General features: G+C 57.2%; 22 protein-coding genes. 11 read left to right on the top strand and 11 right to left on the bottom strand.

Features of this window, described 5'->3' with window-relative positions; all coding sequences use genetic code 11:
• Nucleotides 1-51: 51 nt before the first annotated feature.
• The 3 genes from CFBP5473_RS17810 to CFBP5473_RS17800 form a co-directional block, all read right to left on the bottom strand.
• Nucleotides 52-1,281: an adenylate/guanylate cyclase domain-containing protein gene (locus tag CFBP5473_RS17810; protein WP_037170723.1), complete on the bottom strand. Its 1,230-nt coding sequence runs from the start codon at nucleotides 1,279-1,281 to the stop codon at nucleotides 52-54.
• 202 nt (nucleotides 1,282-1,483) lie between these two features.
• Entirely contained in the window at nucleotides 1,484-1,714 is a 231-nt protein-coding gene (locus CFBP5473_RS17805; RefSeq protein ID WP_027674127.1) for a helix-turn-helix domain-containing protein, read from the bottom strand.
• Between the two features lie 224 nt (nucleotides 1,715-1,938).
• A complete protein-coding gene (locus CFBP5473_RS17800) occupies nucleotides 1,939-2,832 on the bottom strand; it encodes a helix-turn-helix domain-containing protein (RefSeq protein WP_169696900.1) in 894 nt (297 codons plus the stop codon).
• A gap of 86 nt (nucleotides 2,833-2,918) precedes the next feature.
• Between CFBP5473_RS17800 and CFBP5473_RS17795 the strand changes: the two genes are divergently transcribed.
• The 5 genes from CFBP5473_RS17795 to CFBP5473_RS17775 all read left to right on the top strand — a co-directional run bounded on the left by CFBP5473_RS17795 (nucleotide 2,919) and on the right by CFBP5473_RS17775 (nucleotide 9,124).
• Entirely contained in the window at nucleotides 2,919-4,193 is a 1,275-nt protein-coding gene (locus tag CFBP5473_RS17795; RefSeq protein WP_027674129.1) for an ABC transporter substrate-binding protein, read from the top strand.
• 90 nt (nucleotides 4,194-4,283) lie between these two features.
• Nucleotides 4,284-5,144 (top strand): carbohydrate ABC transporter permease, encoded by an 861-nt coding sequence (locus CFBP5473_RS17790; protein WP_027674130.1) that lies wholly within the window; start codon nucleotides 4,284-4,286, stop codon nucleotides 5,142-5,144.
• Complete coding sequence (locus CFBP5473_RS17785; protein WP_027674131.1) at nucleotides 5,141-5,977, top strand: carbohydrate ABC transporter permease; 837 nt, start codon at nucleotides 5,141-5,143, stop codon at nucleotides 5,975-5,977. Before CFBP5473_RS17790 ends, CFBP5473_RS17785 begins: the two co-directional genes overlap by 4 nt.
• Before the next feature lie 15 nt (nucleotides 5,978-5,992).
• The gene (locus tag CFBP5473_RS17780) at nucleotides 5,993-7,078 is read left to right on the top strand and encodes an ABC transporter ATP-binding protein (protein ID WP_027674132.1); all 1,086 of its coding nucleotides are present in this window, start codon (nucleotides 5,993-5,995) and stop codon (nucleotides 7,076-7,078) included.
• 39 nt (nucleotides 7,079-7,117) lie between these two features.
• The gene (locus CFBP5473_RS17775; RefSeq protein ID WP_027674133.1) at nucleotides 7,118-9,124 is read left to right on the top strand and encodes an aldo/keto reductase; all 2,007 of its coding nucleotides are present in this window, start codon (nucleotides 7,118-7,120) and stop codon (nucleotides 9,122-9,124) included.
• A gap of 56 nt (nucleotides 9,125-9,180) precedes the next feature.
• Here the strand turns inward: CFBP5473_RS17775 and CFBP5473_RS17770 are convergent, their stop codons facing one another.
• Both CFBP5473_RS17770 and CFBP5473_RS17765 read right to left on the bottom strand, forming a co-directional pair.
• Nucleotides 9,181-9,591: a TIGR02588 family protein gene (locus tag CFBP5473_RS17770; RefSeq protein ID WP_027674134.1), complete on the bottom strand. Its 411-nt coding sequence runs from the start codon at nucleotides 9,589-9,591 to the stop codon at nucleotides 9,181-9,183.
• 7 nt (nucleotides 9,592-9,598) lie between these two features.
• A complete protein-coding gene (locus CFBP5473_RS17765) occupies nucleotides 9,599-10,447 on the bottom strand; it encodes a TIGR02587 family membrane protein (RefSeq protein WP_027674135.1) in 849 nt (282 codons plus the stop codon).
• 206 nt (nucleotides 10,448-10,653) lie between these two features.
• Here CFBP5473_RS17765 and minC point away from each other — a divergent pair, with 206 nt between their 5' ends.
• The 5 genes from minC (at nucleotide 10,654) to CFBP5473_RS17740 (ending at nucleotide 14,390) form a co-directional block, all read left to right on the top strand.
• A complete protein-coding gene (minC, locus tag CFBP5473_RS17760) occupies nucleotides 10,654-11,388 on the top strand; it encodes a septum site-determining protein MinC (RefSeq protein ID WP_027674136.1) in 735 nt (244 codons plus the stop codon).
• Nucleotides 11,389-11,418: 30 nt separating this feature from the next.
• Nucleotides 11,419-12,231, top strand: a complete 813-nt coding sequence (gene minD / locus CFBP5473_RS17755; RefSeq protein ID WP_027674137.1) for a septum site-determining protein MinD — start codon at nucleotides 11,419-11,421, stop codon at nucleotides 12,229-12,231.
• Nucleotides 12,228-12,488 (top strand): cell division topological specificity factor MinE, encoded by a 261-nt coding sequence (gene minE / locus CFBP5473_RS17750; RefSeq protein ID WP_027674138.1) that lies wholly within the window; start codon nucleotides 12,228-12,230, stop codon nucleotides 12,486-12,488. Before minD ends, minE begins: the two co-directional genes overlap by 4 nt.
• A 115-nt stretch (nucleotides 12,489-12,603) precedes the next feature.
• Complete coding sequence (locus CFBP5473_RS17745; RefSeq protein ID WP_027674139.1) at nucleotides 12,604-13,323, top strand: GntR family transcriptional regulator; 720 nt, start codon at nucleotides 12,604-12,606, stop codon at nucleotides 13,321-13,323.
• A 131-nt stretch (nucleotides 13,324-13,454) separates the two neighbouring features.
• Nucleotides 13,455-14,390 carry a dihydrodipicolinate synthase family protein gene (locus CFBP5473_RS17740; protein WP_027674140.1) on the top strand — a complete coding sequence of 312 codons (936 nt, stop codon included), beginning with the start codon at nucleotides 13,455-13,457 and terminating at the stop codon, nucleotides 14,388-14,390.
• A 71-nt stretch (nucleotides 14,391-14,461) separates the two neighbouring features.
• Here the strand turns inward: CFBP5473_RS17740 and CFBP5473_RS17735 are convergent, their stop codons facing one another.
• From CFBP5473_RS17735 to CFBP5473_RS17715, 5 genes are all read right to left on the bottom strand, one after another.
• A complete protein-coding gene (locus tag CFBP5473_RS17735) occupies nucleotides 14,462-15,298 on the bottom strand; it encodes an alpha/beta fold hydrolase (RefSeq protein WP_027674141.1) in 837 nt (278 codons plus the stop codon).
• Nucleotides 15,299-15,689: 391 nt separating this feature from the next.
• A complete protein-coding gene (locus CFBP5473_RS17730) occupies nucleotides 15,690-16,493 on the bottom strand; it encodes an ABC transporter ATP-binding protein (RefSeq protein ID WP_027674142.1) in 804 nt (267 codons plus the stop codon).
• Entirely contained in the window at nucleotides 16,490-17,527 is a 1,038-nt protein-coding gene (locus CFBP5473_RS17725; RefSeq protein WP_027674143.1) for a FecCD family ABC transporter permease, read from the bottom strand. The genes CFBP5473_RS17730 and CFBP5473_RS17725 overlap by 4 nt, the downstream gene beginning before the upstream one ends.
• Before the next feature lies 1 nt (nucleotide 17,528).
• On the bottom strand, nucleotides 17,529-18,572 hold the full coding sequence (locus CFBP5473_RS17720) for a FecCD family ABC transporter permease (protein ID WP_051441164.1): 1,044 nt from the start codon (nucleotides 18,570-18,572) through the stop codon (nucleotides 17,529-17,531).
• The gene (locus tag CFBP5473_RS17715) at nucleotides 18,572-19,573 is read right to left on the bottom strand and encodes an iron-siderophore ABC transporter substrate-binding protein (protein ID WP_027674145.1); all 1,002 of its coding nucleotides are present in this window, start codon (nucleotides 19,571-19,573) and stop codon (nucleotides 18,572-18,574) included. Before CFBP5473_RS17715 ends, CFBP5473_RS17720 begins: the two co-directional genes overlap by 1 nt.
• A 310-nt stretch (nucleotides 19,574-19,883) precedes the next feature.
• Between CFBP5473_RS17715 and CFBP5473_RS17710 the strand changes: the two genes are divergently transcribed.
• Entirely contained in the window at nucleotides 19,884-22,040 is a 2,157-nt protein-coding gene (locus tag CFBP5473_RS17710; protein WP_027674146.1) for a TonB-dependent siderophore receptor, read from the top strand.
• 38 nt (nucleotides 22,041-22,078) lie between these two features.
• Here the strand turns inward: CFBP5473_RS17710 and CFBP5473_RS17705 are convergent, their stop codons facing one another.
• Nucleotides 22,079-22,975 carry a helix-turn-helix domain-containing protein gene (locus CFBP5473_RS17705; RefSeq protein WP_027674147.1) on the bottom strand — a complete coding sequence of 299 codons (897 nt, stop codon included), beginning with the start codon at nucleotides 22,973-22,975 and terminating at the stop codon, nucleotides 22,079-22,081.
• Between the last annotated feature and the right edge of the window lie 143 nt (nucleotides 22,976-23,118).

The raw sequence follows: 23,118 nt of genomic DNA, 5'->3' as shown, positions 1-23,118 counted from the left end.
CATTTCCAGTTTAAAAAAAGATCCCGGCGGCATTTCGTGCCGCCGGTGTCTTCATAGTGGACGAAGCGAGTAGACGTTGATCGGCTGCTCCAGGCCGCGCAGTTGCTGGGCCCCAAGGCTCTCGAACTCATCTCTGCTGCAAAGCTTACTGACGAAATCTTCCGAAAGCAGAACGGGTTTGCCCACGAGTTTGGTCAGGCTTTCCAGCCTTGAGGCGATGTTGACCGCAGGGCCGATGACGGTGAAATCCAGCCGCGTCTTTGAGCCGATATTGCCGTACATGACATCGCCGACATGAACGCCGATGCCATATCCAAGCGGCTCGTGACCCTTCTGGATATTGCTCTGGTTCAGTTGCTCCAGCCCCACCTGTGCTTCGCGGATGGCGGCGATCAAGCCCGAACCGGCATTCTTGTTACTGAGCGGAAAGATCGCAAGCAGCCCGTCTCCCATGAATTTCAGAATCTCGCCGCCGTGTTTCTCGATCGGCTCGGACATGGCGTCGAAATAGCCGTTCAGCAGTTCGATCACGTCGTCACGCGGCCACATGTCGGAAATGCGGGTAAAATCGCGCAGATCGCAAATCAGGATTGCAGCGCCAACCGTGGTGCCGCTGCCGCGGCGGGTGGCGCCATCGAGAATTTCCTGGCTGGCGTGAGGTCCGACATAGGTTTCCAGAAGCGTCCGCGCCATGCGATTTTTCAATCGAATCTCCGATACCAGAGAGATTGCCGGGACAAGACTTTGAAGCGTTTCGATCTCGGAGGTCGAAAAACCGCCCGGCCTGTCGCTGGAAAAAGCCACGACATGACGTTTTCCGAATGTGTGTTGAAGAGGCCATGCAACGTAATCCGTGAAGCCTTCGGCTCTCAACTCTTCGTATAGTTCATGATCGAGCTTTGCGGCGAGTGGCCCGTCGAGCTTTCTTCTTACTTCGGCTGCTCCCAGATGAATGTCATGGATCGGGCTGCCCAGATATCCGGCAGTTGTCTCGGAGCCATAAGCATAGGTGGAGAATTCAGCTTCCTCTTGCCCCGGTCGCCAGAGAATACGTGCACCTCGCCACTGCGGGTGTTCGACAAGAAAGTGAAGTGATGCGCGTGCAAGCGACATGCCCTGGCTTCGCAGTCTCTCGCACAGTTCGATAAAGATAACGTCGATGAAGCGGTTATCGCTGGTTTCGGTTACCAGCCAACTCAAGACATCGCTGCGGTGGGGCGGCCAGAGGCCAGCGGTCTCAGCCTCATGTCGGGAGAGACCCATTTCGTTCGTCAGAGCCATCGCGCTCGCCTCGTGGTGATTGCTGCCGGGCTTGATCGAGCGGGCAGCGCTATTTCCTGCATTTCAGGTGCTGAGCCCCATGTGGTGCGCGATAACCGAAATGTGAAGAGGCGATATGACTAGAAGAAATGAGGGGTGGCCGGGGCAAATGCGGGAACTCAATTCTGCCGCAAATGCCGCCGGTCAAGACGGTTTACAAAGATTACATCAGAGTCGGCAGAGGAATCTGCAAAGCGGTGGCAACGCGCTTGATGCGCATCGGATCGCTGTCTGCTCCGGTTTCCAGAGCGGTGATTTCCTGCGAAGTCAGTCCGCAGGTCAGTGCAAGCTGGTCGACCGTGTAGCCGGCGGCATTGCGTGCGTTAAGAATTTTGCCTGCGAACGGAGCGCTTGTTTTGCTGCCGGTGGAAGGCTTGGAGACGGATATCGTCATTTAAGAATCTCCCTAGGAATATGGACACTGAATATGCCGGCGGCGGGAGCCGTCGCCGGAAAAGAATGCGACCGCGCTACAGTGGAGAGATGCATGTTGCAGCGCAGCACGGAAAATAGCCATGTTTGCCCGGTACGCAACAGTTAATTATTGGTAAGGATTCTGCAGCGGTCTTTTCAGCCACAAGAACGGCTTTGATAGGCTGGCGGTTCCACCGCCGTAACTCATTGAAAAAAGCCGCTTGAGCCGCGCCTGAAGCCGGAAGGCGGCATGCCTGCGATCTGTCGGAAAGCCTTGTTGAAAGCGCTGACGGAACCGAAGCCGCTTTCCATGGCGATGCTTAGAATATTGTCTTTTCCGCTTATCAGCATGGCCTGCGCGCGAGAGAGGCGCAGAAGCGTCAGATATTTGATGAGCGTCATGCCCGTCGATTTGCGAAAGACGTTCATCGCATATTTGGGGTGCAGATTCGCTGCGCGCGCAATGTCGGTCGCGTCTATATCCTCCAGATAATTCGCCGCGATATAGTCACACATCTTCACGACGGCACCGGTGGCCGCGCTTTCCTGAATGTTTGCAGACTGTGCGGATGGCGCTGATGAAACGACGCTATAGGGCTCCATGAACATGCGCTCCACCCGCAGCATCAGTTCTTCCACGGCGTTTTCCGCTTTCGTGGAATCGCCTGATTTGAAATAGCGCCGCCACCGCGCAAAATTTTCCTCATCCGCCTTGCCGGTGATGTCGGTCACCATGGTCGCCCCGCCCATCAGCATGGCCGAGACGGCGGAGGGAAGACGCATGCGGAAGAAATGGAAGAGCGGCAGATGCGCACCGGCGTAAAAAGAATCGTCGGAAGACTCGTCCATCTGGTGCGGCTGGCCACCCCAGAAGAGGCACATCTGCCCGGCCTTCATGCGAAAAGTATGGTCGCCCATACGATAGTGAACACTGCCTGACATGACGTAATTCACCTCCACCTGCGCGTGCCAGTGCGGCATGAGCATGATGGAAGGGTGGGCGTAAAAGAATTGCAGGGTCGTCGGCCAGCCTTCGATGCTGCTTGCGCCCGGCTGGTAGAAAGCTCTTTCGGCGATCTTACTTTTCGACAATTTCACGTTCCCTTTTTACGAGACAGATTTCGTCACACGGCTAATCTGTGCATGTTCGCTTAAGAACGGCAATTGAAAAAGGGAGGTTTTCAATGTGCTTTAAAATCACAGGCGCTGCGGTGTCGCTTGCCCTGCTTGCAGCCGCGCCTGCTTCTGCGCAGTCTACCACAGTTAGAATCTGGAGCTGGGACGTCGCTGCATCGTCGCTGCGCGCTGCTGCCGAAGGCTTCAACAAAAGGTATCCGGATATCAAAATCGAGGTTCAGGACCTCGGGAACAACCAGGTCTACGATAAGGCACTTGCATCCTGTGCTGCTGGTGGAGAAGGGCTGCCGGACATCGTGACAGTCGAAAACTTCGAAGCGGAAGTCTTCTGGAGTCGCTTTCCTGATTGCTTCGCGGATGTAACGGCGTTGGGTTATACGCCTGAAAAACAGGCACTCTTCCCTGAATTCAAGCGCACCGAACTGGAAGTAGATGGCGCTGCCTACGCTGTGCCGTGGGATTCTGGTCCCGTCGCAGTGTTCTACCGTCGCGATTTCTATGAGAAGGCTGGTGTCGATCCGGCGACCATCAAGACATGGGATGATTTCATCGCCACAGGCAAGAAGGTGATGGAGGCAAATCCCGGCACCGTGATGACGCAGGCTGACTTCAACGGCGATAGCGAATGGTTCCGCATGATGGCCAATGAACAGGGCTGCGGTTACTTTTCGACAGATGGCCAGAACATCACCATCAACCAGCCTCCTTGCGTTGCGACCTTGGAAAAGCTGAAGCAAATGAAGGACGCCGGTATCATCACGGCGGCAATCTGGGATGAGAAGATTCAGGCCAACACGGCAGGCAAGGTTGCCAGCCAGATGTATGGCGGCTGGTATGAAGGCTCCATCCGTTCCAATTCGCCCGATCTTTCCGGCAAATGGGGCGTCTATCCAATGCCGAGCCTGACGGCGGATGGCCCGCACGCGGCAAATCTCGGCGGTTCTTCGCTCGCCATCAGTTCCGTTTCCGAAAACAAGGAAGCCGCCTGGAAATTCATCGATTACGCTTTGCTGTCGAATGAGGGGCAGGTGACGATGCTGAAATCCTTCGGTCTCGTTCCGTCACTTCTTTCGGCGGTCAATGATCCTTTCGTGAAAGAGCCTCAGAAATATTGGGGCGGTCAGGCGGTTTGGGCTGATATTCTGGCAACGCTGCCTAAAATCGTCCCCAGCCGAGGCACGGCGTTCCAATCGGACGCGGAAGGCATCTATCGCGCAACGCAGACCAAATATCTGGCAGGTGGCTATCCCGATGCCAAGACGGCACTCGATGATGCTGCAAAGCAGATTGAAGCGGCAACGGGTCTGACGACCGCACAATAATCTCCCAGGCTGAACCAGAGCCGGGCGCCCCTTGCACGGGGCGCCCGGGCCGCTCGGCAAAATTCCATCATCATGCTTCGGGAGGTTGAGATGCCGCTGAGGACCAGGGTCGCCTATGCGTTTCTTGCGCCCTATCTTTTGATCTTCACCACGTTCTGGCTGTGGCCGATCATCAATTCGTTTCTCCTGTCCTTCCAGAATACGCGCGTCAATCCGTGGCGCCTCGCCCCGTCGATGAATTGGGGCCGTCTGATCGGCGATCCGGCATTTTACAACGCGCTCTACAACACGCTGATCATTCTGGTTATCCAGGTTCCGGTGATGATTGCGCTTGCGACCCTGATGGCGGTTCTTCTCAACTCGCCATTGTTGAAAGCCCGTCCGCTTTACCGCTTTGCTTTCTTCGCACCCGTCGTGGTGGGAGAGGTGGCTTACGCCGCCGTCTTTCGCCTGATGTTCAGCGCGGATTTCGGCGTCATCAATAAGATACTCATCAATATCGGCCTGCCGCCGATCTCGTGGTTCGACAATGCAACAGCAGCCATGGCGCTGATCATCATCGCGGTCACATGGCGTTGGGCGGGCTATAACGCCATCATCATTCTGGCCGGGCTGCAATCCATTCCGGGCGATGTTTATGAGGCGGCGCGGCTGGATCGCGTCAGCAAGCGCCAGCAGTTCTTCCACATCACGCTGCCGCTGCTCAAGCCCATCATCATCTTTTGCCTCGTGCTCTCGGTCATCGGCACCATGCAGCTCTTCACCGAACCCTTCCTCATCACCAACAGGGGCGGGCCGGGCGGAGGCACGGAAACGCTGGGCATCTTCCTGTATCGACAGGGCTTCACCGCGCTCAACTTCGGTTACGCCTCTGCCATCGCCTATACGATCGCGGCGCTCGCAATCTTCATATCGCTGTTCAATCTTTGGTTCGGGAGGGAGCAGAAATGAAATCGAAATCGAGATCGCTTCTCTGGCAGAAGATCGCGCTGCACGCGGCGCTGACGCCGCTGGCCCTGATCTGGTTGTTTCCGCTCTGGATGATGTTCGTGTTTTCCACCATGCCGGATAACGGCATTTTCAGCCCCAATATCGAGCTCATTCCCTCCACACATTTTCTGGAAAACTTCCGCAATCTTCAGGCGGATACGGATTTCCTGAGGGCAATGTTCATCTCGATTACGGTGGCGGTGATCTACACCTTTCTCTCCGTCATGCTGACCTCTATGGCCGGATGGGCCTTGGCACGCTATCGCTTCGCCGGGCGCTCGCTCGTTGTTGCCATCATTTTAGGGACGATCACGCTGCCTTATGCCGTGGTGGTTATTCCGCAATTCATCATGGTGGCGCGCGAGTTCAAGCTTGCCAACACATGGGTCGCGCTCATCGTGCCGCCGCTGTTCAACTCGCTCGGTGTGCTCTTCATGCGGCAGTCCTTTTCCATGATGCCGGGTGAGCTTTTCGATGCCGCGCGGGTGGAAGGGGTGAAGGAGTGGCAGATATTCCTGCGCATCGCGCTGCCGCTCGCGCGTCCCACCATGGCGGCGCTATCGATCATTCTCTTCCTCGCTTCATGGAACAACTACCTCTGGCCGCTGCTGATCAATTCCCGACCGGGAATGATGACGGCGCCGGTGGCGCTGGGCACGCTGATCGGGCTGACCAAGGTTTCCTGGGGCGGGATCATGGCGGGCGCCATGCTGCTCACCGCGCCCATTCTCGTCGTCTTTGTGCTCTTGCAGCGCCACTTCATCGCCGGCATTTCTGCCGGTGCCGTCAAGTAATCCGGGAGGAGCCGCATGGCGGGACTTTCACTCAAAAACGTCGTCAAAAATTACGGTGCGCTGGAGGTCATCCACCGCGCGGATCTGGAGATCAAGGACGGCGAATTCGTCGTTTTCGTCGGCCCTTCGGGCTGCGGCAAGTCCACGCTTTTAAGAATGATCGCGGGGCTTGAGGACATCTCCGGCGGAGAAATCAGCATCGGCGGCAACGTGGTCAACGATGCGGAGCCCGCTGACCGGGGCATCGCCATGGTGTTTCAGTCCTATGCGCTCTACCCGCATATGACAGTCGAGGACAATCTGTCCTTTGGCCTCAGGATGAATGGAAACCCGAAGGCCGATACGGAAGGCCGGGTGCGGCGCGCTGCGGAAATCCTGCAGATCAACGAGTTGATGAAGCGCAGGCCAAAGCAGCTTTCCGGCGGGCAGAGGCAGCGCGTCGCCATCGGTCGCGCCATCGTGCGTGAGCCGCAAGTCTTCCTGTTCGATGAGCCGCTCTCCAACCTCGATGCGGAATTGCGCGTGCAAATGCGCGTGGAGATTTCCAAGCTGCACAAGCAGCTGGGCACGACGATGATCTATGTAACGCACGATCAGACCGAGGCGATGACGCTGGCGGACAAGATCGTGGTGCTGAGAGCAGGCAATATCGAGCAGGTCGGTGCGCCGCTCGATCTCTATGATGACCCTGAAAACCGCTTCGTCGCCGGGTTCGTCGGCTCTCCCAAGATGAACTTTCTGCCGGGTAAGGTTATGAGCGAGGGCGCGGAAGGCGTCACCGTGACACTCGACCATGCGCCATCCTTTTCACTGACGCTGCCGATCAGCGCCCGTCCGGGCCAAGGCTCAAGCGTCACGCTCGGCATTCGCCCGGAGCATTTCACGGATGCGGGCAATGGTGCAGCCGATCTTACGGTCGAGGTCGATGTGGCCGAGCATCTGGGCAATACGAGCTATGTCTACGCGCATCTGGCAAGTGATCTGCCGCTGATCGTCGAGCGGCCGGAATCTCGGCATGTCGGCAAGCTTGACCGGCTGACGGTTTCTGTTCCGGCGAACAAGGCCTTTCTCTTCGATAGCGATGGCAAACGCCTGCGCTGAAACAACTCCCCAAGACTTGAAAAGCAAATGAGGAATATCATGCCCGACCATCAACCTGTCCGCTGGGGCATCATCGGACCCGGCACAATTGCCAAGACCTTTGCCGAAGGTGTTGCCCATTCCACCACGGGAAAGCTCGTGGCCATCGCGACACGAAACCCGGAACGTTCGGGCCTGAGCGAAGGCTTTCCCGGCGCAAGGATCGTTCACGGTTATGACGCCCTGCTATCAGATTCTGAAATCGATGCGGTCTATATCGCCACGCCGCACACGGGGCACGCGGAATGGGCCATCAAGGCAATCCGCGCTGGCAAACATGTGCTGGTGGAAAAGCCGATTGCGCTTTCAGCTTACGATGCCGATGCGATCTTCCATGAGGCTAAGAAGGCAGGCGTGTTTGCCGGAGAGGCCTATATGTACCGCCTGCATCCGCAGACGGCGAAAATCGTGGAACTGGTCAAGAGCGGAACTATCGGAGAGGTGCGGATCATCCGTTCCAGCTTCGGTTTCAACATGGGCAGCTTCCGCGCAGATCATCGCCTGTTTGCCAATGACAGCGCAGGCGGCGGCATTCTCGATGTCGGCGGCTATCCGGTTTCGATGGCCCGCCTCATTGCCGGGGCAGTTGCAGGCCAGCCATTTCTGGAACCGAGCAAGGTGGCCGGTGTCGCGCATCTCGGCCAATCCGGCGTGGATGAGTGGGCCTCCGCGGTGCTGAAATTCCCCAATGAGATCATCGCGGAAGTCTCCTGCTCCATCATGGCCAATCAGGACAATGTGTTGCGCATCATCGGCTCAGAAGGCCGGATCGAAGTGCAGGATTTCTGGTTTGCCGCAGGCCACAAAGGCGGCGTCGGCAAGATCGAGGTCTTCAAGGGCAAGGAAGAACGGCAGACAATCGAGGTTGCCGAGGATCGCTGGCTCTATTCCTTCGAAGTGGATGCGGCGGGAGAGGCCATTCGCAATGGCGCGCAGGAGTTTGCCTATCCCGGCATGAGCTGGGCAGACACGCTTGGCAATCTGCGGGTCATGGATCAATGGCGTGCCTCAGTCGGTCTCGAATACGGCGTGGAAACCGCCACCAAGCGGCTGCTCAACATTGCGGGCGGCGAGGTAACGCCCGGCAACGCCGTGCCGAAGCGGCAGATCCCCGGCCTTTCCAAGCCGGCCTCCGTGGTTGCGCTCGGTTTCGAGTTCTTCCCGAACTTCGCCTCCGCATCTCTGACGCTCGATACATTCTATGAAGCAGGCGGCAATCTGTTCGATACGGCCTTCGTCTATGGCGGCGGCAAGACGGAGGCAATTTTTGGTGATTGGCACACCAGCCGCAATGTGCCGCGCGAAGAAATCGTATTGATCGGCAAAGGAGCGCATTCTCCGCTCTGCTATCCGGACATGATTGCCAAGCAACTGGATCAGTCGCTTAACCGGCTGAAGACGGATTACGTCGATGTCTACTTCATGCACCGGGACAATGTGGATGTGCCGGTGGGCGAGTTCGTGGATGCCATGGATGCCGAGGTAAAGCGCGGGCGCATTCGCGGCATTTTCGGCGGCTCGAACTGGACGCGTCAGCGCATGGATGAGGCAATCGCCTACGCTCAGAAAAATGGCAAGGCGGCACCTGCTGCCCTATCCAACAATTTCTCGCTGGCCGAGATGCTGGACCCGATCTGGGCCGGATGCGTGGCGGCCTCGGACGAGCCGTGGAAGGAATGGGCCAAGGAACGGCAAATCCCCAACTTCGCCTGGTCCAGCCAGGGCCGCGGTTTCTTCACCGACAGGGCAGGCCGCGACAAGCGCGACGATGAGGAGATCGTTCGCGTCTGGTATTCCGAACGCAATTTCGAGCGTCGTGACCGGGCAATCGAGCTTGCAAAAGAACTTGGCCGCCACCCGATCCACATTGCGCTTGCCTATGTGATCGCCCAACCGTTCCCGGTCATCCCGTTGATCGGCCCTCGCACGATTGCGGAGCTGGAAGACAGCCTTTCCGCACTCGACATTACCTTGACGCCCGAACAGCTGCGCTGGCTTGAGGCGTAGTGATTGACGTTTGATCATCAGCCGCGATTTCTGCGGCTGATGATCTATCCCATATCTCAAGGCTCCGTGAAGCCGACGACATTCAGTGTGAGATTTCCTTGCGCCGGGTCGCGGGTGAAAAACAGCGTGCCATTATCGTGCGATTCCGATGCCACATAATCGAAGGTGACATCGGCGGTCTCGGCTTCGCCGCTCGTTGACTGCAATTTACCGACGACATGCACCTTTGCCGCGGTCGATTGGGTCGTGTTGTGAATATCGAAGTTCACACGGAAGCTGTTTGAGGAGCGCTGTACGGAGATTACTAAGAGCTCGAAGTCGGCGACATCATCCTCATAGCGGTAGATATCCCATGCGATCCAGCCAAGAAGGCCTGAGACGAGCAATACGGACAGGATGCCCGTGACCGACTCGATCCAGTGGGGCGATGATGTTTCGATGTGGCCGTCTGGGGAGGATTTGGTCATGATCTGCTCATAGGACGAGGCGTGCGGAAGCCGCGCCGATGGCGGCGGGAAAGCCGAGAATGACGATGGCAGCGATCATCTGCGACGCGGACGTGCCGGTAAGCCGCTCGAAAGTCCAAAGGCAATAGGCGCTGATACCCAAGGCGAGGACATATCCCGGCACCGTGAAGCGAATGAATGTGTGCCACCAGACGCTATCCTCCGGCTCGGCGTGGCTGCCCTTGAAATGAAGCGCATAAACGAAGCCGTGCATGAGGCCGAGGGACAAGAGAACGAGCAGCAATGTATGATAGGGCGTGATCTTGTAACCGATCAGGATCATCTCCTCGGTCGGGGCAACGTTTAGACCCAGAAACAGTGCGCCGACCATCATCATGAAGAGCTCGTAGAAATAGCCTGTCTCCGTTTCCGGCTCTTCGCTTTCATCCTCATCTTCAGAATGCATTCCCAGCTGGCTGCGGCCCAACAGCGCGCCGATGCTGGAGGGAACGGCCTGAATTGCCACCTTGGCGACTACTGTGCTCATTGTAATCTGGTCGTTGATGATGCCGAACAGCGCGAGGATCGCGACACTGACGACGATGGCCAGTCCGTAAGCCGTAATCGCATCGCGGGCCGCCTCCCTCCAGGAGGAGGTCTTTTCGAAACCGACGCGCTTGGCCAGAATCAACAGCAGGGGCAAGTTCAGCACGCAAAGCAGCAGCAGCTTTTCGCGAGAGATGTAGAAGCCCAGGAACCACATCTCCATCGTCATGAACATGGGCAGCGCAAAGAGAAGGGCACCCCCGACGCCACGCGCAAGCCCAATCAGAAACTCACTTTGCTTCGAAGAATATTTGCTTGCGCTTCCTGCCATCTTCCTCCCCCGATCATGCGTATAACTGCGAGGGAATGCGCCGGTTCCAGCTGCCCAGCGAGGCGGCTTTCATGCTCCAAAACGACTCAGGTTGATGCTCCGTCAAGGGGTGTCACGAAGTTAATTTTGAGCTCCTGCGACTGCCCGCGTTAACCATTTGTTAACCAAATCACCAGTACCTCTGTATCAACGAATTGTTTACCTAGATGACCAAAGTGCTAACAGATTCCCGCTCGATCCGTATCAAAGGCCGCTCTTTTCTGGCGGTCGTTCTCTCCCCCGAGTCGCCGCTGGATGTCTGGCTGGAGCGACTGGACGATCTGGCAGCGCGGTCTGCCGGGTTCTTTCTGTCACGTCCGGTGGTGCTGGATGTGGCGGATCTGAAGCTGGACAAGGCGGGGCTGAAGGCCCTTCTGGCCGAGCTTTACAGCCGAAATGTCGCGATCATGGGCATTGAGGGCGCACGCCCCTCCATGATCGAAACGGGAATGCCACCTGCGCTGAAAGGCGGCAAAGCAGCTTCGGATGTCGAGGTGGAGCCTGTTACGCTCACGCAGGTCGAAGCACCTGAGGAGCAGGTTGCGGCACCTGTAACGGAAATCAGGAGCGTCGTTCAGTCGCTGATGATCAGCGAGCCGGTTCGTTCCGGCCAGTCGATCATCTTTCCGGAAGGCGATGTGACGATTGTCGGTTCGGTCGCCTCCGGTGCGGAAGTGATTGCAGGTGGATCAATCCATATTTACGGCGCGCTGCGTGGCCGTGCCATGGCCGGTTCGCTCGGAAATGCTTCGGCGCGCATCTTTTGCAAGAAGCTGGAAGCAGAGCTTCTCGCCATCGACGGTGTTTACAAGGTCGCGGAAGATATCGACCCGAAGCTTCGGGGGCAGGCCGTCCAGCTATGGCTGGAAAACGATACGATCAAAGCGGACAAACTTAGTTAAGCCATAAGCGGCAGGAAACAGGAGATCAGGATGGGGAAGGTAGTTGTCGTTACCTCCGGCAAGGGAGGCGTTGGCAAGACGACGTCCACTGCGGCCCTTGGCGCAGCGCTGGCGCAGAGAAAAGAAAAAGTCGTCGTCGTGGATTTCGATGTCGGCCTGCGTAACCTCGATCTGGTCATGGGTGCGGAACGCCGCGTCGTTTACGATCTGGTCAACGTCATTCAGGGCGATGCCAAGCTGACGCAGGCGCTGATCCGCGACAAGCGTCTCGACACACTTTTCCTGCTTCCCGCTTCGCAGACCCGCGACAAGGACAACCTCACGCCGGAAGGTGTGGAGTGGGTCATCGGCGAACTCAAGAAGCATTTCGACTGGGTCATTTGCGATAGCCCCGCCGGCATCGAGCGCGGCGCAACGCTTGCCATGCGCCATGCGGATGTGGCCGTTGTCGTCACCAACCCGGAAGTCTCTTCGGTGCGCGATTCCGATCGCATCATCGGCCTGCTCGATTCCAAGACTTTGAAGGCAGAGCGCGGCGAGCGCATGGAAAAGCACCTGCTGCTGACCCGTTACGACAGCGCACGGGCTGAACGCGGTGACATGCTGAAGGTGGATGACGTTCTGGAAATCCTGTCCATTCCGCTGATCGGCATCATTCCCGAAAGCATGGATGTGCTGCGCGCCTCCAACGTCGGTGCGCCGGTAACGCTTGCGGATGCCAAGTCTGCTCCGGCCATGGCGTATTTCGATGCGGCACGCCGTCTGTGCGGCGAAGACATTCCTGTTGCCGTACCCGGCGAAAAGCGCGGCATCTTCGCCAAGATTTTCGGGAGGGCTGCATGAGCATCTTCAGCCTTTTCCGCAAACAGAAGTCCGCACCGGTCGCGCGCGAACGGCTACAGGTTCTGCTTGCGCATGAGCGCACCAACATGGGATCGGATCTCGTCGCGGTTCTGCGCGAGGAAATTCTGGCCGCCATCGCAAAGCATGTGCAGATCGACAACGACAAGGTGCATGTGAAGATGGATAGCGACGAACATGTTTCGCTGCTGGAAATCGATGTCGAAATTCCGCTCAGCGCCTCGCTGCGCGCAGCATAATCGGGTCACGAGAAACGCCGGGCATCGTCCCGGCGTTTTTCTTTGCAGCGTTTGAACTTCGCTTGCAGGTTGGTTATGGAATAGCTTCTTACAGCCAGTGGCGAAGGATGGTTTCATGGCGAATGCGGAGAAAGCGGACGAGAAGGAAAAGCAGACCCATCGCAGAGGGTTTGGCGTCTCCACCGTCTATGAAACGCTTCGCAACGAAATCATCGAGCTGAAGCTTGAACCCGGCAGCCCCATCGATGAGTTGCAGCTTTCCGAACGTTTCTCCCTGTCCCGCACACCCATTCGCGAGGCGCTGGTGCGCCTTTCGGCGGAGGGGCTGATCACGACGCTGACGAACCGTGCGACAATCGTTTCGCAAATCGATTTTCTGGGTCTGCCGGAATTCTTCGATGCGCTGACGCTGATGTATCGCGTCACGACACGGCTTGCCGCCGCCAAGCACACGGAGGCGGATATCGTCCAAATCCGCGCGCTCCAGCGCGAGTTCGAAGACGCCGTTGAAAAGCGCGATGCGCTGGCGATGATCGCGACCAACCGCGATTTCCATGTGGCCATCGCCCAGGCCGGTGGCAACCGGCACTATGTGGAACTCTTCACCCGACTTCTCGATGAGGGACGGCGTATTCTGCGGCTCTACTATTCGTCCTTCAACGATGTGCTGCCCAAGCAATATGTCGGGGAGCATGAAGAGATGATCCAGACCATTATTAGCCGGGATATCGAGAAAGCCGACAAGATCGCCAGAGCCCATGCGGATCAGATCGTGACACAGATTAGATCTTATATCACTGCGGATGCACGGCATAGTTCAAGTCTGGTTCTTTAAAAGAGGGCAGCGAACAAGCGAAAAGCGCACGTCGTCATTCTTTGTATTTTATTTGTCGACAAATTAATGTCGCGGTGCTAATGCTCATCTCATGAAAAGCGGATCGCATACCGCGAAAGGATTTGGGAACGATGGCAAGCACGATTTTTACTGGATGCATTCCGGCCCTCATGACACCCTGCAAGGCGGACCGGACGCCTGATTTCGATGCTCTCGTTAAGAAGGGCAAGGAATTAATTGCTGCCGGAATGTCGGCTGTCGTCTATTGCGGTTCCATGGGCGACTGGCCTCTGCTGACGGATGAACAGCGGCAGGAAGGCGTTCGCCGTCTGGCCGAAGCGGGCGTTCCGGTTATCGTTGGCACCGGCGCTATCAACACAAAGTCTGCGGTCAGCCACGCGGCTCACGCCGCAAAGGTGGGCGCGAAGGGTTTGATGGTCATTCCGCGCGTGCTTTCGCGTGGGTCTTCCGTCTCAGCTCAAAAGGCGCATTTTTCCGCCATTCTGGAAGCGGCAAACGGCTTGCCAGCGGTTATCTACAACAGCCCTTATTATGGCTTTGCCACCCGCGCCGATCTGTTCTTCGATCTCCGCTCCCGCTATGCCAACCTGATCGGCTTCAAGGAATTCGGCGGCAAGCAGGATATGACCTACGCCGCGGAAAATATTACGGCTGGCGATGACGATCTGACGCTGATGGTCGGCGTCGATACGGGCGTCTATCATGGCTTCGTCAATTGCGGTGCAGGCGGTGCAATCACCGGCATCGGCAACGCCTTGCCGAAAGAAGTTTTGCATCTCGTAGCCCTGTGCGAAAAGGCAGCAAAGGGCGATGCGTCAGCCCGCGCGGAAGCACGGGAACTGGAAGAGGCACTGACGGTGCTCTCGACCTATGATGAAGGCCCGGACCTCGTTCTGCACTACAAGTATCTGATGGTGTTGAATGGCGATCAGGAATACACGCTGCACTTCAACGAAACGGATGAACTCAGCGCGTCCCAGCGCCGCCATCTGGAAAATCAATATGACCTGTTCCGCAACTGGTATGCGTCTCGCTACCCGGCTTAAGCGGTAAAAGTCGGACAGTAAAACGAGCGATGCGGCTGTCTCCAGCCGCATCGCTTTTTTGTATGTTCGGCTTAGCCCTTTATGAAGGCCAGCAAGTCGGCATTCAGCACATCGGCGTTGACCGTCAGCATGCCATGCGAGAAGCCGGGATAGGTCTTGAGCGTGCCGTTCTTCAACAGCTTGACCGACTTGTGAGCGGAGTCTGCGATTGGAACGATCTGGTCGTCTTCGCCGTGCAGAACGAGCGTCGGGACGCTGATATTCTTCAGGTCTTCCGTCTGGTCGGTTTCAGAGAAGGCCTTGATGCCATCGTAATGGGCCTTTGCGCCGCCCATCATGCCCTGACGCCACCAGTTCTGGATCACGCCTTCATGCACGGTCGCGCCATCGCGGTTGAAGCCATAGAAAGGGCCTGTCGGAACATCGCGGAAGAATTGCGCCCGGTTGGCAGCGAGAGCGGAGCGGAAGCCATCGAAAACTTCCATCGGCAGGCCTTCAGGGTTGGCATCGGTCTTGACCATGATCGGCGGCACGGCGGAAACGAGAACCGCCTTGGCAACGCGACCGGCAGGTTCGCCATGCTTTGCCACGTAGCGGGCAACTTCGCCGCCACCGGTGGAGTGGCCGATGTGGACGGCATTTTTCAGGTCCAGTGCTTCGACGACGGCGAAGGCGTCGGAAGCGTAATGATCCATATCATGACCTTCCGAAACCTGGGCCGAGCGACCGTGACCGCGGCGGTCATGCGCTACGACGCGATAGCCCTTGGAGACGAAGAACAGCATCTGCGCATCCCAATCGTCGGAAGACAGCGGCCAGCCGTGATGGAAAACGATGGGCTGTGCGTCCTTCGGACCCCAGTCCTTGTAGAAGATTTCAACGCCGTCCTTGGTTGTTACATAGCCCATGTTGGTTTCTCCTTGTGCTGACATATTTGTGGAAGTTGCTGCGAAGGTCGTGCGGGTTGGAAAAGCTGCGGCTGCTGCCATTGTTGCTCCGGCAAGCAGAGCGCAACGGCGGCTTAGGGTAAGAAGGTCTGTCATGGTCTGCTCCTTCAGTAAGCGACCGTTCCGTGTCGCGTTTCGTTGTCTGATGGAGTGATATTGGACTGGACTTCGGCAGGGCGGAATTGCAATAATAATTTCGAATGTATTGCGATATGCGCAATAGTCTACCGCGCAATGCGGCGACCGTTGCGGACGTGGCGGAGCATAAGCAACCACCATGCATCTTTGCAATTGCTAATGTTTCTGTGTGAAACTTAGGTGACTGAAGGACAGCTTTTGAGCAGTCTGAAACCTACACAGCGCTCACACGATGGCGGCCAATGGGCAGCATGATGGGGCGGCCTGAGGTGGGGTCGGCGATGATGCGGCTTTCGAGGCCGAAGATTTGCTTCACATTGGCCGCTGTCAGCACATCTTCAGGGGCACCCCGAACCAGAATTTTTCCGTCTGCCATGGCCACGAGATAATCCGCATAACGCGCTGCAAGATTAAGATCATGCAGCACCATGACGATTGTTGTTGCGCGTGTGTGGTTGAGATCGGTCAGCAGATCGAGAACCTCGACCTGATGGTTGATATCCAGAAACGTCGTCGGCTCGTCCAGCAGAAGCACGTCCGTCTGCTGGGCCAGTGCCATGGCAATCCACACGCGCTGTCGCTGCCCGCCGGAAAGTTCGTCCACCGGGCGCTCGGAAAGCCCATCCGTCTTCGTGGCAAGGAGTGCTGTGGCAACGGCCTCGTCATCCTGCTTCGTCCAGCGGGAGAACATGCCCTGATGCGGGTGCCTGCCGCGGCTGACGAGATCCGCAACGGCGATGCCCTCCGGTGCAATGGGTGATTGCGGAAGCAGGCCGAGCGTGCGGGCAAGCTCCTTCGGCGGCGTCTTGTGTATGGATTTTCCATCAAGCAGAACATGGCCGGATTTCGGTGCGAGAAGCCGAGACATGGCCCTGAGCAGGGTGGATTTGCCACAGGCATTGGCACCGACGATGACCGTGATCTTGCCAGGCGGAACGGCAAGATCGAGATCGCTGAAAATCAGCGTATCGCCGTATCCGGCAGAAAGATTTTCCGCAGTCAGGGAGTGGACGGTCATAGTGAGCCTCCTGAGCGGTTAACGCGCACGATAAGATAGATCAGGTAAGGTGCGCCCAACGCGCCGGTGATGACGCCAACCGGATAACGGCTGGGCAGCAGGAACTGGCCCGCATAATCGCCCGCCAGAACCAGAATGGCGCCAACAAGTGCAGACGGGATGAGCAACGAACCGCTATTGCCGACGATACGCGCTGCAATGGGGCCGGAGAGGAAGGCGACGAAGGCTATCGGCCCTGTAACTGCGGTTGCGAAGGCAATCATGCCAACCGCGGAAATGATGACGATGATGCGGGTTGCCGAGACGCGAATGCCGAGCGCTGCCGCCGTGTCGTCTCCCAGTCTCAAGGCATCGAGATCACGTTTCTTGGCAAGCAGAAGCGAGCCGAAGATGGCGAGCCCGGCAAATAGTGGAGCCGACTGGCTCAGCTGTGCGCCATTGACACTGCCCGTCAGCCACCGCATCGCCTCCTGCAACGTCCATGCCGGGGCTGCGGAGAGGATATAGGCGATGACGCTTTCCAGCATGGCCGAGACGCCTATGCCCACGAGAATGAGGCGGGTGCCCGCCACGCCGTTCTTGAAGGACAGGCCATAAACCAGAAGCGCAATACCGAGGCCTGCCGTTACAGCAAAGACCGAAACAATTGGCCCCTTCATGGACAGCACGACGATGGCGAAAACGGCAGCCGCACTGGCACCGGAGCTGATGCCGATAATATCCGGGCTGGCCAAAGGATTGCGCAGCATGATCTGGAACGCCACGCCGCCAAGCCCGAAGCTCAAGCCTGCAAGCACGGAAAGAACCGCGCGCGGAAGGCGAAGCTGGCCAACGGTGAAGGACGCTCCCGCAACCTGTTCTCCCATCAAAACACGCAGCACATCGCCCGGCGGCGTTATGTTCTGCCCGACCGAGAGTGTGATTGCAAAAAGGATAGTGACGATGGCGCAGAGGGTGAGGACGACTGCGCGGTGTCTGCGGGCGCGCGCATTGCGGTTTGTGACGATGGTTCGGACGGTGGGTTCCAGCAGCATATTACAACTCACGTACCCGCTGGCGTCTGACGATCCAGATGAAGAATGGCGCGCCGATCAGCGCGGTGACGATGCCGACATCGAGTTCGGCAGGGCGCGCGATGATGCGCCCGAACACATCCGCCGCCAGCAGAAGGCAGGCACCGCTGAGTGCCGAGAACGGCAAAAGCCAACGGTGATCCACGCCGACAAGCAGGCGGCAAAGATGCGGTACGACGAGGCCCACGAAGCCGATTGGCCCGCAGATCGCAGTCGTTGCGCCGCACAGTGTTATCGCGCCGAGAGAGGCAAAGCCACGCGCGATGGCGACCCGTTCTCCCAGACCTGCGGCAAGTTCATCGCCCAGAGCCAGCGAATTCAGCTTCCGCGCCGAGAGCAGGCTTATGGCGAAACCGACTGCGAGAAAGGGGAGAACGTAATAGAGCCGGTCGAAAGTGGCGCCGCCGACGCCGCCGATCTGCCAGGAGCGAATGCCACCGGCAATATCGCTGCGCGGCAACACAACGGCGATGACCAGCGAGGAAAACGCGACGGAGGTGGCGGCCCCTGAAAGCGCAAGCTTTAACGGCGTGGCCCCGCCGCGCCCGAGTGACCCTATGGTATAGACAAAGACGGCGGTGACGCCCGCGCCGAAAATCGCGACCCAGATATAGGCGCTGGCAGACGCTATGCCGAACCATACGATGCCGATGACGACAGCAAGCGATGCGCCCATGTTGACGCCGAGAATGCCCGGGTCGGCCAAGGGATTGCGCGTGACACCCTGCATGATCGCGCCCGCCAGACCAAGCGCGGCCCCGGCGAGAGCGGCGAGGATCGTGCGCGGAATGCGAACCGTAACGGCAGCCTGCGCTATCGTTTCTGCCTGTCCGGTCAGTGCTGCAGCAATGTCGCTCCACCCCACATCACGCGTGCCAACGGCGATGGAGAGAATGCAGAAAACGCAAAAGGCGCCGGTAAGCGCAAAAAGCCAGAGCAGCCGGACATTGTTCGAACGCCCGGCATAGGTTGGAGTATCGCTTTCTGTCATGCTGCCTGCGGCCATCAGGGTTTTCCGCTGGACTTCCCGGCGGCTTCAGCCAGCAGCGCCACATAGTCTTTCAGCACCCATGAGATGGAGAGCGGCGTTGGGTTCGCAGCTGTCCCGACCGGGTTTCTGCCGAGCATGACGATGGCATTGTGCCGGACGGCGGGCATTCTGGAGAGCAGTGGATCGGCTTTCACGGCCTCCAGCAACTGTTCGCCACCATAGGTCACGACGATGTCGACGTCATCGAAGGCATCCACGCGTTCGGCACTGACCGCAGCAGCGAACTGCCCCGGCTTGGTGGCCTCGACCACGCTCTTTGGCGATTTCAGTCCGAGGTCCGCGAAGAATTTCACGCGCGTATCGTTGGCCGTATAGAAATTGACGATGCTGAGATTGGTCGTATCCAGATGGGTGACGAACATGGCCGTCTTGCCCTTCAATTCCGGGTGCGCGGCAACGGCCTCAGCCATTTCGCCTTCGATCGTCGTGATCAAGGCGTCGCCCTCCGAGGCCATGCCGATGCCCGCGCTATTGAGGCGGATCATATCGCGCCAGTCCGTTGCCCAAGGGGATTCGGGATAGGCAACGACAGGCGCGATCTGGCTCAATGTATCGTAATCCGCCTGGCTGAGCCCGGAATAGGAGGCGAGAATGACATCCGGTTCGGTGGCAGCAACTGCCTCGAAATCGATTCCGTCGCCCTCATCGAACAGCACCGGCTTTTCTCCGCCCAGCTCTTTCAGCTTCTCCGCCACCCATGGCAGAAGCCCGTCACCATCATCATCGCCAAAATTCGCCGCTGCCATGCCGACGGGCACAACGCCCAGCGCAAGCGGAACTTCATGGTTTGCCCAGGCCACGGTCGCTACCCGTTGCGGCTTCTTCTCAATCGTCGTCGTGCCGAAGGCGTGCTTGATGGTGATCGGATAGGCCTGATCCTGCGCATGCGCACTGAAGGCGAAGGCCAGCAGGCAGGTGAAGACGGACCACAAGGTAACCCGGAACAGGCGCAACATTTCGCAACCCTCTTGAACGGTTTAAAGTGGACTGTCAGTCTCAGCTTCACTCTTCCGCGTCAACCCACATGTGGCACGCGTGCTGCAAAGCCCTAGAAGTTTCCGTGGTTTTGTACAAAACGATGGAAAAGTACAATACCGGATTACTTTTCTCAAGTTATAGCCCTGCCAGTTGCGCTGTGCTTTCGAAGTCGGGCGGGAGAGGGGAAACGATCCTTATCCGCTTCAAAAAAACAGCGCCATCGCCTCACTAACTGCCGCATGGACCCGCAAGTCCGGCTCGGGCAGTCAAACGCTTCTGGATCGTGGAATGACTATGATGACTATCGGGGAACAGCGCAAAAACAGACATCGCGGCTACCGCGACGCGATCCTTCTCGGCTGCACGGCACTTGTTGCCTTTGCGCCTTTCCATGTGAGTGCGCAAGAGGCGCAGGGTGCTGGAGGTTCGACTGTTCTGGAGGCAATCACCGTGCAGGGTAGCGGTGGGGACGATGATGAGAGGTCGATTGTTGCCACACAGTCTACTGCTGTCGGAAAGATGCCCGGTGAAATTTTGACGACGCCTGCGTCAGTGTCGGTTATCACCTCCAAGGAAGTCAAGGAGCGTGCTGCAAGCAGCATTGAGGAGGTGGTACAATATACTGCAGGCGTAGTGACCGACTTTTATGGTTCTGACGATCGTTACGACTATGTAAAAATACGTGGATTCAGCCCATTTATGTACCGTGATGGTTTAGCCATCGGTCGAAGCTGGGGTGGGGTTCTCGAAGAGCCTTATTCCTTTGAGCGCATTGAAGTTTTGAAAGGCGCGAATTCGACCGGCTTTGGCGTATCCGACCCCGGTGGTGCCGTTAATTATGTTTCAAAGAGACCAAAAAGTGAGCGTTTTGGTGAAATCTATGGAACGACAGGGTCATTTGCCCACAAAGAAGCTGGTTTTGATTTTGGAGACAACGTCACAGAAGACAACACCCTCTCTTACCGCTTGACGGGGAAGTTCCAGCGTTCCGATGCTGAATATGATTACTCACAGAACGACGAAAATTTCATCATGGGCGGCATGACTTGGCGTCCAACGGACGCGACAAGCCTGTCATTTATTTTCGACCATTTAGACAAGGATGGGACACCCAGTGGCGGTGGTCATCCGAGATTTACGGATTTTGATAGGGAAAAGTTCTTCGGCGAGCCTGGCTATAACTTCGATGAGACAAATAGAAACACGTTTAGTGTCATGTTCGATCATGATTTCGGCGGCGGATTGAAGTTCAACTCCAACGCACGGTACAGCAATTCAAAGAACAAGTTCGGTTATGCCTATATTTATGACGAGCTAGGTGCCAGCGATACGTCGGATACCGTCGTTGATCGTAACTTCTTCGGAGGTGACAGTGCGGACAAGCAGTTCGTTATAGATGCTCATTTTCTTTACGAAACCGAATTTGACAACGTCGAAAGCCGGACGTTGGCAGGCTCGGATTTCAAAAAAGTAGATGCCACTTCCATTAGCTATGGTCTTTATCGTCCCGTATGGGGCGGAACGGCACCTGGCATTGATTGGCAAAATCCAATATTCACGGGCGTTCCCGGGACCATTCCTGTTACCGAAAGCAAAGTTCAAGATCAGACGACCAAGGCGATTTATCTCCAGCAGGACTTTGTTTTGTTCGACAAGCTGACGGCGAGTGTCGGACTTCGGAACGATTGGCTCAATCTCGATGAGACCAACCGACTGAACAGCACGACGAAAAGTGGCGATTATAGTGAGTTTAGCAAGCGGTTCGGCCTGAGCTACAAACTCACCGAAGAGCTTGCCGTGTACACCAGCTATGCTGAATCAGTCGCGCCCCCAAGTACAGGTGTAGAACCGACCACCGGTAAGCAGTATGAGGCTGGCGTCAAATATAAGCCGGATGCTTTTCCGGGCTTGATCACTGCCTCGATCTACGATTTGACGCTTGAAAACATAACGACGCGTGAAGCCCCTGTTTATCTCGAAAGCACCGTAGAAAGTGTGAGACATCGTGGTCTTGATTTAGAGGCAAAGCTCGAAGTCTACGACAACGTCAATCTGATCGCTGCTTATTCGTATATCAACTCGGAGATCAAAGAACCGGGCAACTCTAATGGCCTTGCCGGTAACAGCTTTGCCCAAGTCCCCGAACATATGGCGTCCATCTGGGGCACATACACCTGGGAAGGCGAGGGCAAGCGAGGCGATATGACGTTTGGCTTGGGTGCGCGGTATGTGGGCTCCTACTACTTCGACAACGCCAACACACGCAAATCGGACGGTGCTGTCGTATTCGATGCCGCGTTTACCTACGCGATCAAGGAGAACACGACGTTTCAGTTGAACGCCAGCAACATCTTTGACGAGAAGCACATCGCGAATGATGATGGCGGGGCTTACTACTACAATCCCGGTCGCGCAATCTACGCGACACTCCGCCAGACTTGGTGAGTCATCTCCCGCCCGGTGCCGAGCAGCATCGGGCGGCCTTACATTCGGTTGAGCTGCATCTTCCGCCATGCGGCCGGCGTTTCGCCGGTTATCTGGCGGAAGGTTTTTGTCAGGTGGGCCTGATCTGAAAAGCCGAGTTGGGCGGCGATTGCGGCGACGGGGAGGTTGCTTTCCACGAGCAGCTTCTGCACCAGTTCGATGCGTCGTTGCAGCAGCCATTGTATGGGGGTTTTGCCCGTTGTCTGCTTGAAGACATTGGCAAACCAGCTTTCGGAAAGGCCGACCGTTTCCGCCATCTCGCCCACGGTCATCCTGAAATCCCCGCGGGAATTGACGGTGGAGACCAGTCTGTTCATCTGGGCCTGCGTGATGCGGCCCGCAGGTTGATCGCCGCCATCATCGTGAATATCCAGCAGGCCGGAGATGATGCTGCCGACGAGGCTTTCCGCGAAGAGCGGGTGTCTGGATGGGGCCGAAACTTCGCTGACGAGAAGACCTGCCAATGTGTTCACCGCGCCCACATCCTGCAATTCCACCGGCGAGCGCAAAGCCGTCTGCGCCATGGACGATCCCAAGGAGGGTGTGAGGAATTTCAGTACGCGGTCTCGATGCAGATGAACATCCAGATGCGAGAAGCGGTGTGGGGAGGTAAAGCGGGTCCAGAGCGGCACGCCCGCCGGAACATAGACGGCCCGGGTCATGGGCCTGAAATACTCGTCCCTGCCGCTATCCCGATTGGACATTTCGATATGCGGGGCGACATTGTTGAAGAAGATGACGATGCGCGGATCGGGGGAGAGGTAATAACCGGTCGCGCCCGTTTCACCTTCGGCATCCCAGAACACATTCATCATGCCATCCAGACCCAGCCAGCGCGCTGGCTGAAGGGCACGGATACCCTCGGTATAGGCTGTCATGGAATGGAGGTAGCTCATCTCGAAATCGCTTGGTTATAAGAGCGCGTCTAAGCCAAAGAGCTCGACCACCTCGGAAGTCCGCACTGAGGACAAATGTAATTTATTATGAATTATTTTATCATGTTATTGTCAAGCCACTTTGGCGTTCCCAAAATCTAATG

Source organism: Agrobacterium larrymoorei, assembly GCF_005145045.1.
In the GTDB taxonomy this organism is placed as follows: domain Bacteria; phylum Pseudomonadota; class Alphaproteobacteria; order Rhizobiales; family Rhizobiaceae; genus Agrobacterium; species Agrobacterium larrymoorei.
The sequence above is the reverse complement of the archived record's forward strand: the minus strand, read 5'-3'. Positions and strand labels throughout refer to the sequence as shown.